The sequence below is a fragment of the Pseudomonas sp. 31-12 genome, assembly GCF_003151075.1.
GTDB lineage: Bacteria > Pseudomonadota > Gammaproteobacteria > Pseudomonadales > Pseudomonadaceae > Aquipseudomonas.
This window is the reverse complement of the sequence record NZ_CP029482.1, coordinates 1,487,488-1,501,377: the sequence shown is the minus strand read 5'-3', so window position 1 is coordinate 1,501,377 and position 13,890 is coordinate 1,487,488. Positions and strand designations below refer to the sequence as shown.

Here is a 13,890-nt window from a genome sequence, read left to right as displayed (position 1 = left end):
ACAACAAGGCCCGGATTGTACCGGGCCTTGGTAAAAACATCAGCCTTGCGGCTAACTCTCGATCAGGTTTTCGCGAGCCTCGTAAGCCAGGCGCACCGGGGCGAACGAACGGCGATGAATCGGCGTCGGCCCCAGGCGGGCCAGGGCTTCCAGATGAACGGGTGTCGGGTAGCCTTTGTGGCCGCCGATCCCGTAACCCGGGTAAATCAATTCGAAAGCAGCCATTTCACGATCGCGGCTGACCTTGGCCAGGATCGATGCGGCAGCGATAGCCGGCACCTTGCCGTCGCCCTGCACCACCGCTTCGGCGCGCATGGACAGTTTCGGGCAACGGTTGCCGTCGATCATCGCCAGTTTCGGCTGGATGTGCAGGCCTTCGATGGCGCGCTGCATGGCCAGCATAGTGGCATGCAGGATGTTCAGCTCGTCGATTTCTTCGACTTCGGCCCGGGCAATGCACCAGCTCAGGGCTTTTTCGCAGATTTCGTCGTAGAGCTTTTCGCGGCGGGCTTCAGTGAGCTTCTTCGAGTCGTTCAGGCCGAGGATCGGCCGATTCGGATCGAGAATCACCGCAGCCGTGACCACGGCACCGCAGAGCGGACCGCGACCAACTTCGTCGACACCGGCAACCAAATCTTCCACTTCAGCGACCAAGGTGAAATCCAGCCCCATCTGCATACTTGTCTTACTCATTGTACTTGGCCGATCAGTTTCAGCACGGCATCCGCCGCCTGGTTGGAGGCATCCAGACGCAAGGTCCGGTGGATTTCGTCAAAGCCGCGGGTCTGTTCTGCGCCGCCCTCGATCAACGGCGACAAGGTCTGGGCCAGGGCTTCAACCGTCGCATCGTCCTGCAGCAACTCGGGCACCAAAAGGCGCTGGGCCAACAAGTTTGGCAGGGAGATGTAAGGGCTTTTCACCATGCGCTTGAGAATCCAGAACGTCAGCGGCGCCAGGCGATAAGCGACCACCATCGGCCGCTTGTACAACAGCGCCTCAAGGGTCGCCGTGCCGGAGGCAATCAACACGGCGTCGCAGGCTGCAAGGGCCAGGTGGGATTTGCCATTGAGCAGGGTCAGCGGCAGATCGCGACCAGCCAACAACTCTTCAAGCTGCACGCGGCGTTCCGGACTGGCGCAAGGCATGACGAACCGCACACCTGGGCGCAAGGCCCGCAGGCGTTGAGCGGTATCGAGGAACAATGCACCGAGACGGCCGACTTCACCGCCACGACTGCCCGGCATCAACGCAACCAGCGGCCCGTCGGGCAAACCGAGTTCAGCCCGCGCGGCGGCGCGATCGGCTTCAAGCGGGATCGCATCCGCCAGGGAATGCCCGACAAACCGCACCGGCACGCCCTTCTCTTCATAGAACTTCGCTTCGAACGGAAACAGCGTCAGCATCAGGTCGCAGCCTTCGCGAATCTTCAATACCCGCTTCTGCCGCCACGCCCACACCGACGGGCTGACGTAATGCACGGTCTTGATACCGGCCTGACGCAGCTTGAGTTCGATATTGAGGTTGAAGTCCGGAGCATCGATGCCGATGAACGCGTCCGGCTTTTCGGCGATCAGGTCGGCAATCAGCTTTTTGCGACGCGCCATCAGCTCGCGCAATCGACCCAGCACTTCCACCAGGCCCATGACCGAAAGACGTTCCATCGGAAAATAAGAAGTCAGGCCTTCGGCCTGCATCAGCGGGCCACCGACACCGATGAACTCCACCGCCGGATGCTGAGCCTTGAGTGCGCGCATGAGGCCCGCACCCAGAATGTCACCGGAAGCCTCACCCGCCACCAGCGCAATACGCAGATTAGCCATGATTAACGTGTGATGCCGCGGGTCGAAGACTGGATGGAATCACGGAACACCGCGACTTCCGGGAACTGGTCCGAGGGCTCGGCCAATTCGGCGAGCGCCTGCTCAACCGTCAGGCCCTGGCGGTAAACCACCTTGTAGGCACGACGCAGGGCGTGGATCGCGTCTTCGCTGAAACCACGACGGCGCATGCCTTCGAAGTTCATGCTGCGGGCTTCGGCGGGGTTGCCAAACACCGTGACGTACGCTGGAACGTCCTTGCCAATGGCGGTCCCCATGCCGGAAAAGCTGTGGGCACCGATGTGGCAATACTGGTGGACCAGGGTAAAACCGGAGAGGATCGCCCAGTCTTCCACATGCACGTGGCCAGCCAACGCGGTGTTGTTGACCAGGATGCAATGATTGCCGATCACGCTGTCGTGGCCGATGTGGGCATAGGCCATGATCAGGTTGTGATCACCCAGAGTCGTTTCCGAGCGGTCCTGAATGGTCCCGCGGTGAATCGTCACGCCTTCACGGATGATGTTGTGGTCACCGATGACCAGACGGGTTTCTTCGCCTTTGTATTTCAGATCGGGCGTGTCCTCACCTACCGAAGAAAACTGGTAGATGCGGTTGTGCTTACCGATTCGGGTCGGGCCCTTGAGAATCACATGCGGCCCGATCACTGTCCCCTCGCCGATTTCCACACCTGCGCCGACGATCGACCATGGGCCGACCTCGACACCTTCGGCCAGAACGGCCGTCGGATCGATGATTGCGCGAGGGTCAATCAAACTCATAGTTTGCGTTCCGCGCAGATGATTTCAGCGGAGCAGACTGGCTTGCCATCGACCGAAGCCTGGCACTCGAACTTCCAGATCTGACGCTTGCAGCTGATGAAGCGGGCTTCGAGGATCAATTGGTCGCCTGGAGTGACGGGCTGGCGGAAACGCAGCTTGTCGGAGCCGACGAAGTAGTAGAGCGTGCCGTCGGCAGGCTTCACGTCGAGCATTTTGAAGCCAAGGATACCGGCAGCCTGAGCCATCGCTTCGATGATCAGTACGCCCGGCATGATTGGATGCGCAGGGAAGTGACCATTGAAGAACGGTTCGTTGATGCTGACATTCTTGTAGGCGCGAATGCGCTTGCCTTCCACATCCAGATCCACGACCCGGTCCACCAGCAGGAACGGGTAACGGTGAGGCAGGTATTCGCGAATCTCGTTGATGTCCATCATTTCGGGGGGAAGCCTATGTAAAGATTGGGAGCGCGCGACTGACGCGCACCCCTCTAGCAAATCAAGGAGGCAGTCTAGCGGCTGTGCACACTTGATATGGAAATGGTATCAGCCATCTGATGAAGCATTACCGTCAGGGGTCACGTCCCCTACACGCTTTTCCAGCTGTCGCAAACGTCGCGCGATGTCATCGAGCTGACGGATACGGGCCGCGCTTTTGCGCCATTCGGCTGCTGGTTGCATCGCCGTACCGGAAGAATAGGAACCCTTTTCGGTAATCGAGTGGGTCACCATGGTCATCCCGGTGATAAATACGTTGTCGCAGATTTCGATATGCCCCACCAGCCCTACGCCACCGGCGAGCATGCAATGCTTGCCGATTTTGGTGCTGCCGGAGATTCCCACGCACGCGGCCATGGCGGTGTGATCGCCGACCTGCACGTTGTGGGCGATCTGAATCTGATTGTCGAGCTTCACGCCGTTACCCAATACGGTATCGGCCAGCGCGCCGCGGTCGATAGCGGTATTCACGCCAATCTCCACATCATCACCGACCAATACACCACCGATCTGGGCAATTTTCTGCCAGACACCTTTCTCGTTGGCAAAACCGAAGCCTTCGCCGCCAAGTACGGCACCGGACTGAATCACGACCCGTTTGCCGATGCGCACGTCGTGGTACAGCGTGACCCGAGGGGCCAGCCAGCCGCCCTCGCCGATTTCGCACCGAGCCCCGATGAAGCAATGCGCCCCCACGGTGACACCGGCAGCGATACGCGCGCCGCTTTCGATCACCGCAAAGGCACCGATGCTCGCCGCCGGGTCAACCACTGCGTCCACAGCCACTACCGCTGTCGGGTGAATACCGGCAGGCGCCTTGGGCTTGGGATCGAACAGATGGGAAATACGTGCGTAGGCCAGGTACGGATCAGGCACCACCAAGGCATCGCCGGCAAAACCTTCAGCGTCTGCAGCCTTCAGCAACAGGGCTGCGGCCCGGCAGTCCACCAGGTATTTACGGTATTGGGGGTTTGCGAGAAAGCTCAACTGAGCTGGGCCAGCCTCTTGCAAAGTGGCTAGCCCAGTAATTTCTTTCTCCGGGTCGCCACGTAGTGTGGCGCCGAGGAACTCGGCCAACTGGCCGAGCTTTATAGTCGCTGTCATGGATTACTTCAGCTGATTCATGCGCTCGATAACCTGGCGAGTGATGTCGTACTGAGGTTTGACATCAATCACTGCGCCACGCTCGAAGACCAGGTCAAAAGCACCTTTCTTGATGACTTCTTCCACAGCGCTGTCCAGTTTCGGCTTGAGCTGCTTCAGCATTTCACGGTCGGCAACGGCTTTGGCTTCGTTCAGTTCCTTGGATTGGAACTGGAAGTCGCGGGCCTTTTGCTTGAACTCGAGCTCAAGACGTTCACGCTCGCCTTGCTGCATCTTGTCGCCGCCGGCCATCAGACGGTCCTGGATACCTTTGGCGCTGCTTTCCAGCGTCTTGAGCTTGGACAGTTGCGGACCAAACTTCTTCTCGGCATCCACAGCGTATTTCTTGGCCGCGTCGGATTCCAGCAGGGCCATCTGATAGTTCAGAACGGCGATTTTCATGTCGGCAAAAGCCGGTCCTGCTACCAGTACGGTCGCCAGGAGAACCAATTGAGTCAACTTACGCACGATGTACTCCTACAAAATCCATTGTCGTTATTTTGAGGCAGACGCTTAGAACGTCTGGCCGAGAGAGAATTGGAACACTTGAGTCTCAGCGTCATCCGGCTTCTTGATCGGCATGGCCAACGCGAAGCTCAGGGGACCCAGTGCGGTGACCCAGGTCACGCCCACACCGACAGAGCTCGCAACGTTGCTCAAGCTGATGTCGTTGCACTCTGTTTGAGAGGTCGAACCGACATTGGCGTTCGTCGTTTTGTCGCACTTGGAATCGAATACGTTACCCACGTCCCAGAATACCGAAGTACGCAGTGAACGCTGATCCTTGACGAATGGCAGCGGGAACAGCAACTCGACACCACCCTGGATCAGAACGTTACCACCGAACGGCAGCGGATCCTGGTCCGGGTCGGCGAGTGTACCGGCGTTACCCGTTTCAGCCTGACCACGGCTAGGTGTACTGCGCGGCCCCAGGGTACTGTCCTTGAAGCCACGAACCGAGTTGAAACCACCAGCATAGTAGTTTTCATAGAACGGCAAGCCATCGGTGGAACCGTAGCCGTCGCCGTAGCCCAGTTCGGTGTGAAGACGAACGGTGTAGTTTTCGGTGATTGGCTGGAACAGCTGACCACGGTAATCCAGTTTAAAGAACGACAGGTCGCTACCCGGCGTCGTGGTTTCCAGAGTCAGACTCTGGGAATGGCCACGGGTCGCCAGCACACCTTTGTTCAAAGTCGACTCGGACCACCCGGCCGACGCCTTGAAGTTCAGGTAGCTGTCGCCTTCACGGTTAACGAAGTCGAAAATCTCGTCAACGGTGTACTGACCGGTCTTGATCTTGTCCTGTTGCGCGCTCAGGCCAAAGGTCAGGCGCGACGTCTCGCTGATCGGGTAACCAACGTTAACGCCAGCACCCAGGCTGTCTACGGCATAGCTGGCTACGTCGACATCAAGGTCTTTGTAGTCGGTGGTGCGATAGAACGCGTTGTAACCCAGGCTCACGCCATCAGCAGTCCAGTACGGGTCGACATAACCGAAGTTATAGCGGCTCTGGTATTCACTGCGGGTCAAACCGACGCTGACCTTGTTACCGGTACCCAGGAAGTTGTTCTGAGTAATCGAACCACCGAGTATCAGACCGGCGCTCTGGGCGAAGCCGACGCTGGCAGTGATCGAACCGGAAGCCTGTTCTTCAACGCTGTAGTTCACGTCAACCTGGTCATCGACACCCGGTACAGCAGGGGTTTCAACGTTCACTTCTTTAAAGAAGCCCAAACGCTCAAGACGGGTCTTGGATTGATCGATCAGGTAGGTCGAAGCCCAACCGCCTTCCATCTGACGCATTTCGCGGCGCAGCACTTCGTCTTCGGACTTGGTGTTGCCACGGAAGTTGATGCGGTTGACGTAAGCACGTTTGCCCGGATCGACGGCGAACGTGATATCGACGGTGTGATCTTCATCGTTCGGCTGAGGCACGCCGTTGACGTTGGCGAAGGTGTAGCCCTCGTTACCCAGGCGACGGGTAATCAGTTCGGACGTGGTGGTCATCAGCTTGCGCGAGAACACCTGGCCTTTCTGAACCAGCAGCAGGGACTTGACCTGGTCTTCAGGAACCTTCAGGTCGCCGCTCAGCTTGACGTCACGAACGGTGTATTTCTCGCCTTCGTTGACGTTGACGGTGATGTAGACGTGTTTCTTGTCCGGGGTAATGGACACCTGGGTCGAAGCGATATCCATGTTGATATAGCCACGGTCCAGGTAGTAGGAGCGCAGACGCTCCAGGTCACCGGACAGTTTTTCACGAGCGTACTTGTCATCGTTCTTGAAGAACGACAACCAGTTGGTGGTCTTCAATTCAAACAGGTCGATCAGGTCTTCCTCAGGGAAGACCGTGTTACCCACCACGTTGATGTGCTGGATAGCCGCAACGGTACCTTCGTTGATGTTGACCTTCAGGCCGACACGGTTACGCGGCTGCGGCACCACTTCGGTGTCAACGGTAGCCGAGTAGCGACCCTGTGCGACATATTGACGCTGCAGTTCGTTACGGACACCTTCGAGGGTGGCACGCTGGAAGATCTCGCCTTCGGCCAGACCGGATTGTTTGAGGCCCTTCATCAGGTCTTCAGTAGAGATCGCCTTGTTACCTTCGATCTCGATACTGGCGACCGACGGACGCTCGACTACCGTAATGACAAGGACGTTGCCATCGCGGCCCAGCTGGATATCTTGAAAGAACCCGGTTTTGAACAGCGCACGAGTGGATTCCACCAGGCGACGATCATCCGCCTGTTCACCGACGTTTAACGGCAAAGCACCAAAGACGCTACCCGCGGAGACCCGCTGGAGGCCATTGACGCGAATATCAGAGATAGTGAAGGACTCGGCGTGAACTTCGGCGATCATCAATACGGTGAGAACCGCAGTTAGCAGCAGACGTTTCATGAAGTCCTTTCTTATTCCAACTGGCAATAAACAAACTGCCGCAAAATGCGGCAGATTCGCAATTCAGCGAAGTGTTACAGACGGCCCAAATCATTGACCAGAGCAAGCAACATCACCCCGACCACCAAACTGATACCGATCTGTATCCCCCAACCCTGCACCCGATCTGACAAGGGACGACCACGCGCCCACTCGATCAGATAAAACAACAAATGCCCCCCATCCAGTACAGGAATGGGCAACAAATTCAGAACCCCCAGGCTAATACTCAGATAAGCAAGGAAATTCAGGAAATCAGCGACACCCGACTGGGCAGAAGCGCCCGCCACTTTAGCAATGGTTATCGGTCCACTCAAGTTTTTTACCGAGAGCTCGCCGAACAACATTTTCTTGAGCGAATCGAGCGTCAGTACGCTCATGGTCCAGGTGCGTCGAGCACCCTCGCCAATTGCGGCCACAGGACCATAACTGACTTCGCGAATCATCTCTGGCGGCCAATCGACCGCTTTCACCCCTGCGCCCAGATAACCGGTGGGTGCCTTGCTCCCGCCGCGAGCAGCCAAGGTCACAGGGACGTCGATTTGAGCACCATCGCGCTCAACACGCAGCATGATTTTGGTATCTGGATGCATACGAACGGTGTCGACCACCTGCTGCCAGTCATCAAGTGACTTGCCATCAAGCGCCAACAGCCGATCACCGGTCTTCAGGCCGGCAGCCTGGGCCGGGCCTTTCGAATCAAGTTCAGCCAACACCGGCGGTAATGCCGGACGCCATGGACGAATACCCAACGAACGAATCGGATCCGGCTCGTCAGCGCCCTTGAGCCATTTATCCAGCATCAGCTCACGAGGCGAATCCGCCGAGGAGCCCTGCTCACGCACCAACAACTGAAGAGAACCGCTCTCGCCAAGACGACGGACCAGCTGCAAATTCACCGCGCCCCAGCCGGATGTCGGCTCGCCATCGATGGCAATAATTTCCTGCCCTGCGCTCAGACCGGCCTTGGCGGCAATGCTGCCGGATTCGACCGCGCCGATGACCGGGCGCACCTGCTCGCTGCCGAGCATGGCCAACACCCAGAAAAACACCATGGCCAATAGAAAGTTGGCGATCGGCCCAGCCGCCACGATGGCAATACGCTGACGGACAGATTTGCGATTGAAGGATTGATCGACCTGATCAACCGGCACTTCGCCTTCGCGCTCGTCGAGCATCTTCACGTAGCCGCCCAACGGAATGGCGGCCACTACGAACTCCGTGCCTTTCTTGTCGTGCCAGCGCAGCAGCGGCATGCCGAAGCCCACGGAGAAACGCAGCACTTTGACCCCACAGCGACGTGCGACCCAGAAATGGCCGAATTCGTGGAAGGTGACCAGCACGCCCAATGCAACCAGGGTGCCGACAATCATATAGAGCGCGCTCATCTACTTTCTCCGCAATCCTATCCAGTGCCGCATGGGCCAACGTATTGCAGCACTTACCGCCCGTGACGGCTCAACCATTGCCCGGCCAGTTCTCGCGCTTTCGCGTCGGCCGTAAACACCGCCTCGAGATCATCCACCGCAACGACTGGCTCGAGGTTTAGCACTTCCTCGATGATACTCGCGATTTCCGGGTAGCGAACCCGCTCGTCGAGAAACGCCGCGACAGCCACTTCATTCGCCGCATTGAGCATGGCCGGCGCACTATTGCCGGCTTCGGCGGCCTGACGCGCAAGGCGCAGGCAAGGGAAGCGTTCTTCATCGGGCGCCTGGAAGTCCAGGCGCGCGATGGCAAACAGATCCAGCGGCGCTACACCCGAATCGATACGCTCCGGCCAGGCCAGGGCGTTGGCGATCGGCGTGCGCATGTCCGGATTGCCTAACTGTGCGAGCACCGAGCCATCGATATAGTCGACCAGCGAATGAATCACGCTCTGCGGGTGAATCACCACTTCGACCTGGGACGGCTTGGCGTCGAACAACCAGCAGGCTTCAATCAACTCGAGGCCTTTGTTCATCATGCTGGCCGAATCGACCGAAATCTTGCGACCCATGGACCAGTTCGGATGCGCGCACGCTTGCTCAGGGGAAACATGCACCAACTCGGCCATCGGCGTCTGTCGAAACGGACCGCCAGAGGCTGTCAGCAGAATCCGACGCACACCGACCGCGCCAAGCCCGCGAGCGAAATCCTGTGGCATGCACTGAAAAATCGCATTGTGTTCGCTGTCGATCGGCAGCAGCACCGAACCGCTTTTGCGCACCGCCTGCATGAACAGCGCACCCGACATGACCAACGCTTCTTTGTTGGCCAGCAGGATCTTCTTGCCCGCCTCGACCGCCGCCAGGGTCGGACGCAAGCCCGCCGCACCAACGATGGCCGCCATGACCGCATCGACCTCAGGGTCGGAAGCCACCTGACACAGGCCCTCTTCCCCCACCAATACGCGGGTCGACAGGCCTGCAGCACGCAAGTCGTCCTGCAAGGTCCGGGCAGCGCCCACCTCCGGCACGACGGCAAACCGTGGCGTATGACGCACGCACAAGGCCAGCAACTCACTCAGGCGCGTGAAACCACTCAACGCGAACACCTGATAGCGCTCGGGATGACGAGCGATTACGTCCAGGGTGCTCAGACCGATCGAGCCGGTCGCCCCCAGAACGGTAATCTGCTGTGGGCGGCTCACGGTGCGGCCATCCACAACAGCACGGCAAATACGGGGATCGCGGCCGTCAGGCTGTCGATGCGATCCAGCACACCGCCGTGCCCCGGCAGCAGATTACTGCTGTCCTTGATCCCGGATTGACGCTTGAACATGCTCTCAGTGAGGTCACCCACGACCGAGATGAATACGATCACTGCCGCACCGATCAGGCCCATCAGCATCTGCACGAAACTCCAGTCGCGCACAAAGCCAACGATCGCCGTAATCACCAGGCTCAGCAGCAAGCCGCCGTACACGCCTTCCCAGCTCTTGCCAGGACTGACCATTGGCGCCAGCTTGCGCTTGCCGAATGCACGACCGGAAAAGTACGCGCCAATATCGGCCCCCCAGACCAGCACCATCACCGCCATGATCAGCCAGTTACCCAAGGGTTGCTGCTTGATCTGGACCAGACCTTGCCAGGCCGGCAGCAGGATCAGCAAACCGATCACCAGCTTGCAGGCGGCGCTGGACCAGTGTTCGCTGGAACTCGGGTAGGTCAGCACCAGATAGGTCGCCACGCCCCACCAGAGCACCGAAGCCCCCAACACCCAGGGCGCGAGCCCCGGCAGGATGTGCATGACAAACAGCATCAATGCGACCACAACCGCGTAGGCAACGCGCATCGGCTGGGCATTGAAGCCTGCCAGGCGAGCCCACTCCCATGCGCCGAGGGTCACGACCAGCCCGATGAACAGCGCAAAGCCCGTGCCTTCAAGCAGGAAAAACCCGCACAAAGCGATCGGCAGCAGGATCAGCGCGGTGATGATTCGTTGTTTGAGCATTAAACCCGGGCTCCAGCCTCGACCTGCTCGCTCGTTTTACCGAAGCGACGCTGGCGAGAAGCGAAATCGGCCAGCGCGTTACGCATGGCGTCGTGTTTGAAGTCCGGCCAGAACAGGTCGGAGAAGTACAACTCGGCATAAGCCAGTTGCCAGAGCAGGAAGTTGCTGATGCGGTGTTCGCCACCGGTGCGGATGCACAAGTCCGGCAACGGCAGGTCACCGGTGGCCAGACAGGTCTGCAACAGCTCCGGCGTGATGTCCTCCGGACGCAGATGCCCGGCCTGAACTTCACGCGCCAGACGCTGCGCGGCTTGCGCGATGTCCCACTGACCGCCGTAGTTGGCGGCGATCTGCAAGACAAAGCGGTTGGCACCGGCGGTCATCGCCTCGGCTTCACGCATGGCGACCTGAAGCTCGGGATGAAAGCGCGAACGATCACCGATGATGCGCAGACTGATGTTGTTGTCATTGAGGCGCTTGGCCTCACGACGCAACGCCTTGAAGAACAGATCCATCAAGGCACTGACCTCATCGGCCGGGCGCTGCCAGTTCTCACTGGAGAAGGCGAACAGGGTCAATACCTCGACCCCGGCCTCGGCGCACACTTCAATCACTGCGCGAACCGCATCCACGCCCGCTTTATGCCCGGCAACACCCGGCATAAAGCGCTTTTTCGCCCAGCGATTATTACCATCCATGATGATCGCGACATGGCGCGGCACCGCGGACGGCACAGTCTGCTTAGTCTTTTCCATGAAAACGCGACCCTTATACGGCCATCAGGTCTTTTTCTTTCTGTGCCAGATGCGAGTCGATTTCAGCCACGTACTTCTTGGTCAAATCGTCGATCTCGCCAGTGGCGCGACGCTCTTCGTCTTCGCTGATTTCTTTTTCCTTGACCAGATCCTTCAGCGAGCTGTTGGCATCGCGACGGATGTTGCGCACGGCAACACGGGCATCTTCAGCGACATCGCGAGCCTGCTTGGTGAAGCCCTTGCGGGTTTCTTCAGTCAGGGCCGGCATGGAGATCAGCAGCAACTCACCCAGGTTGGTCGGGTTGAGGTTCAGACCCGCGCTACCAATGGCTTTGTCGACGGCACCGAGCATGTTGCGCTCAAAGGCAACAACTTGCAGGGTACGGGCGTCTTTGACGGTGATGTTCGCCACTTGCTTGATCGGGGTGTCGGAACCGTAATACGGCACCATCACACCTTCAAGAATGCTTGGGTGCGCCTGGCCGGTACGAATACGGCCGAAGTTGTGCAGCAGCGATTCCACGGATTTCTTCATGCGCTCTTGAGCGTCTTTCTTGATTTCATTGATCATTGTTGGCCTTCCTCGATCAGGGTCCCTTCAGCGCCGCCATGCACGATGTTCAGCAGGGCGCCGGGCTTGTTCATGTTAAAGACACGCAACGGCATCTTGTGGTCGCGGCACAGGCAAATGGCCGTCAGATCCATCACGCCCAGCTTGCGATCCAGCACTTCATCGTAAGTCAGATGATCGAACTTCTCGGCATGCGGGTCTTTGAATGGGTCAGCGGTGTAGACGCCATCGACCTTGGTCGCCTTGAGCACGACATCGGCATCGATTTCGATCGCTCGCAAGCAGGCTGCCGAATCCGTAGTGAAGAACGGATTACCGGTACCGGCCGCGAAAATCACCACTTCCTTGGCGTTCAGGTGACGCATGGCTTTGCGGCGATCGTAATGATCGGTCACGCCCACCATGGAAATGGCCGACATCACGATGGCCGAGATATTGGCACGTTCCAGCGCATCGCGCATCGCCAAGGCGTTCATCACAGTGGCCAGCATGCCCATGTGGTCGCCAGTTACCCGATCCATGCCGGCCGCGCTCAGCGCTGCACCGCGGAACAGGTTGCCACCGCCGATCACCAGACCGACCTGAACACCGATGCCGACCAGTTGGCCGACTTCAAGCGCCATGCGATCCAGAACTTTCGGATCGATCCCGAACTCTTCCGAGCCCATCAGGGCCTCGCCGCTAAGCTTGAGTAGAATGCGTTTATAGCGAGCCTGATAACCACTGCCCTGCTGAGCCATTGCGAATCTCTCCTGCGGCGTATTTTAAAAATTCTTTGCGAGCTGTTTACAGCTGGCGTTCACTCTAGCTTGGCGCTGCTTCAGCGCCATCGGAACATGGCTTTGTAAGCCAGTTCCAAAGGGAAACCAATAAAAATTGGTGCCCCATCTGAAAAGAGGCTGCGCGCGTTAGCGGGCAGCCTCTTCAGGGCGACAGTTAAAAACCGTCTTATTGCTTGGCGGCAGCCAGCTGGGCAGCAACTTCTTCAGCGAAGTTGTCGACCGGCTTCTCGATGCCTTCGCCTACCTTGAAGTAGGTGAAAGAAACGATTTCTGCACCGGCTTTCTTGGCCAGTTCGCCAACCTTGATTTCAGGGTTCTTGACGAACGCCTGCTCAACCAGGCTCGCTTCAGCCAGGAACTTGCTGATACGGCCTTTGACCATGTTTTCAACGATGTTTTCCGGCTTGCCGGCGATCTTGTCAGCGTTGAGGGTCAGGAACACGCCTTTCTCGCGCTCGACCGCTTCAGCGGAAACTTCCGATGGCAGCAGGAATTCAGGGTTGGTGGCCGCTACGTGCATAGCGATGTCCTTGGCCAGCTCAACGTTGCCGCCTTTCAGGACAACTGCAACACCGATCTTGTTGCCGTGCAGGTAACCACCAACAACATCACCTTCAACGCGAGCCAGGCGACGGATGTTGACGTTTTCGCCAACCTTGCCGACCAGAACCAGGCGATCAGCTTCTTGTGCTTCGATCAGCGGAGCAACATCAGTCAGCTTGTCAGCGAATGCTTTTTCAACGCTGGAAGCAACGAATGCCTTGAAGTCGTCCTGCAGAGCCAGGAAGTCGGTCTGCGAGTTCACTTCCAGCAGAACGGCGGATTTACCGTCTTCTTTCAGAGCGATCGCGCCTTCAGCAGCTACGTTGCCTGCTTTCTTGGCAGCCTTGATGGCGCCCGAAGCACGCATATCATCAATGGCTTTTTCGATGTCGCCGCCGGCCTTGGTCAAGGCCTTTTTGCAGTCCATCATGCCTTCGCCAGTACGCTCACGCAGTTCTTTAACCAACGCTGCAGTAATCTCTGCCATTTTAAAATTCCTCTTGGATAGGTTTTCAACCATTCCACCCGATCGAACGGGCGATCAATTCTTCCCGACCCCACTTGTTAGCGGCTGCACGTTACAAAGGCTGTAGCTGCGCTGCTCACAAACGGTTTTCGAGGT

14 protein-coding genes are annotated in these 13,890 nt (G+C 58.3%); all 14 read right to left on the bottom strand.

All coding sequences use genetic code 11. The annotated features are described in order from the left end of the window. Positions 1-51: 51 nt before the first annotated feature. A complete protein-coding gene (gene rnhB / locus DJ564_RS06860) occupies positions 52-678 on the bottom strand; it encodes a ribonuclease HII (RefSeq protein ID WP_010462803.1) in 627 nt (208 codons plus the stop codon). Positions 679-689: 11 nt separating this feature from the next. Then, positions 690-1,820 carry a lipid-A-disaccharide synthase gene (gene lpxB, locus DJ564_RS06855; RefSeq protein WP_109628215.1) on the bottom strand — a complete coding sequence of 377 codons (1,131 nt, stop codon included), beginning with the start codon at positions 1,818-1,820 and terminating at the stop codon, positions 690-692. A 2-nt stretch (positions 1,821-1,822) separates the two neighbouring features. Beyond that, positions 1,823-2,599 (bottom strand): acyl-ACP--UDP-N-acetylglucosamine O-acyltransferase, encoded by a 777-nt coding sequence (gene lpxA / locus DJ564_RS06850; protein WP_109628214.1) that lies wholly within the window; start codon positions 2,597-2,599, stop codon positions 1,823-1,825. Further along, positions 2,596-3,036, bottom strand: coding sequence for a 3-hydroxyacyl-ACP dehydratase FabZ (fabZ, locus tag DJ564_RS06845; RefSeq protein ID WP_008154051.1), 441 nt, complete (start codon positions 3,034-3,036; stop codon positions 2,596-2,598). Before fabZ ends, lpxA begins: the two co-directional genes overlap by 4 nt. A 108-nt stretch (positions 3,037-3,144) precedes the next feature. After that, positions 3,145-4,200 (bottom strand): UDP-3-O-(3-hydroxymyristoyl)glucosamine N-acyltransferase, encoded by a 1,056-nt coding sequence (gene lpxD / locus DJ564_RS06840; protein WP_109628213.1) that lies wholly within the window; start codon positions 4,198-4,200, stop codon positions 3,145-3,147. 3 nt (positions 4,201-4,203) lie between these two features. Continuing rightward, complete coding sequence (locus tag DJ564_RS06835) at positions 4,204-4,707, bottom strand: OmpH family outer membrane protein (RefSeq protein ID WP_010462812.1); 504 nt, start codon at positions 4,705-4,707, stop codon at positions 4,204-4,206. A gap of 45 nt (positions 4,708-4,752) precedes the next feature. After that, positions 4,753-7,143, bottom strand: coding sequence for an outer membrane protein assembly factor BamA (gene bamA, locus DJ564_RS06830; RefSeq protein ID WP_109628212.1), 2,391 nt, complete (start codon positions 7,141-7,143; stop codon positions 4,753-4,755). A 74-nt stretch (positions 7,144-7,217) separates the two neighbouring features. Continuing rightward, complete coding sequence (gene rseP, locus DJ564_RS06825) at positions 7,218-8,570, bottom strand: sigma E protease regulator RseP (RefSeq protein WP_109628211.1); 1,353 nt, start codon at positions 8,568-8,570, stop codon at positions 7,218-7,220. A 53-nt stretch (positions 8,571-8,623) separates the two neighbouring features. Beyond that, complete coding sequence (ispC, locus tag DJ564_RS06820; protein WP_109628210.1) at positions 8,624-9,814, bottom strand: 1-deoxy-D-xylulose-5-phosphate reductoisomerase; 1,191 nt, start codon at positions 9,812-9,814, stop codon at positions 8,624-8,626. Further along, on the bottom strand, positions 9,811-10,617 hold the full coding sequence (locus DJ564_RS06815; protein WP_109628209.1) for a phosphatidate cytidylyltransferase: 807 nt from the start codon (positions 10,615-10,617) through the stop codon (positions 9,811-9,813). The genes ispC and DJ564_RS06815 overlap by 4 nt, the downstream gene beginning before the upstream one ends. Further along, positions 10,617-11,372, bottom strand: coding sequence for a polyprenyl diphosphate synthase (gene uppS / locus DJ564_RS06810; protein ID WP_109628208.1), 756 nt, complete (start codon positions 11,370-11,372; stop codon positions 10,617-10,619). The genes DJ564_RS06815 and uppS overlap by 1 nt, the downstream gene beginning before the upstream one ends. Before the next feature lie 13 nt (positions 11,373-11,385). Beyond that, positions 11,386-11,943 (bottom strand): ribosome recycling factor, encoded by a 558-nt coding sequence (frr, locus tag DJ564_RS06805; RefSeq protein ID WP_109628207.1) that lies wholly within the window; start codon positions 11,941-11,943, stop codon positions 11,386-11,388. Then, a complete protein-coding gene (gene pyrH / locus DJ564_RS06800) occupies positions 11,940-12,683 on the bottom strand; it encodes a UMP kinase (protein ID WP_003172271.1) in 744 nt (247 codons plus the stop codon). Before pyrH ends, frr begins: the two co-directional genes overlap by 4 nt. 208 nt (positions 12,684-12,891) lie before the next feature. Beyond that, positions 12,892-13,755 (bottom strand): translation elongation factor Ts, encoded by an 864-nt coding sequence (tsf, locus tag DJ564_RS06795; protein WP_063342635.1) that lies wholly within the window; start codon positions 13,753-13,755, stop codon positions 12,892-12,894. Positions 13,756-13,890: the final 135 nt, after the last annotated feature.

Bases quoted from the DNA above. Each gene is read 5' to 3' on its own strand.
- rnhB (WP_010462803.1), bottom strand. From the start codon at position 678: ATGCAGATGGGGCTGGATTTCACCTTGGTCGCTGAAGTGGAAGATTTG.
- lpxB (WP_109628215.1), bottom strand. From the start codon at position 1,820: ATGGCTAATCTGCGTATTGCGCTGGTGGCGGGTGAGGCTTCCGGTGAC.
- lpxA (WP_109628214.1), bottom strand. From the start codon at position 2,599: ATGAGTTTGATTGACCCTCGCGCAATCATCGATCCGACGGCCGTTCTG.
- fabZ (WP_008154051.1), bottom strand. From the start codon at position 3,036: ATGATGGACATCAACGAGATTCGCGAATACCTGCCTCACCGTTACCCG.
- lpxD (WP_109628213.1), bottom strand. From the start codon at position 4,200: ATGACAGCGACTATAAAGCTCGGCCAGTTGGCCGAGTTCCTCGGCGCC.
- bamA (WP_109628212.1), bottom strand. From the start codon at position 7,143: ATGAAACGTCTGCTGCTAACTGCGGTTCTCACCGTATTGATGATCGCC.
- rseP (WP_109628211.1), bottom strand. From the start codon at position 8,570: ATGAGCGCGCTCTATATGATTGTCGGCACCCTGGTTGCATTGGGCGTG.
- DJ564_RS06815 (WP_109628209.1), bottom strand. From the start codon at position 10,617: ATGCTCAAACAACGAATCATCACCGCGCTGATCCTGCTGCCGATCGCT.
- uppS (WP_109628208.1), bottom strand. From the start codon at position 11,372: ATGGAAAAGACTAAGCAGACTGTGCCGTCCGCGGTGCCGCGCCATGTC.
- frr (WP_109628207.1), bottom strand. From the start codon at position 11,943: ATGATCAATGAAATCAAGAAAGACGCTCAAGAGCGCATGAAGAAATCC.
- pyrH (WP_003172271.1), bottom strand. From the start codon at position 12,683: ATGGCTCAGCAGGGCAGTGGTTATCAGGCTCGCTATAAACGCATTCTA.
- tsf (WP_063342635.1), bottom strand. From the start codon at position 13,755: ATGGCAGAGATTACTGCAGCGTTGGTTAAAGAACTGCGTGAGCGTACT.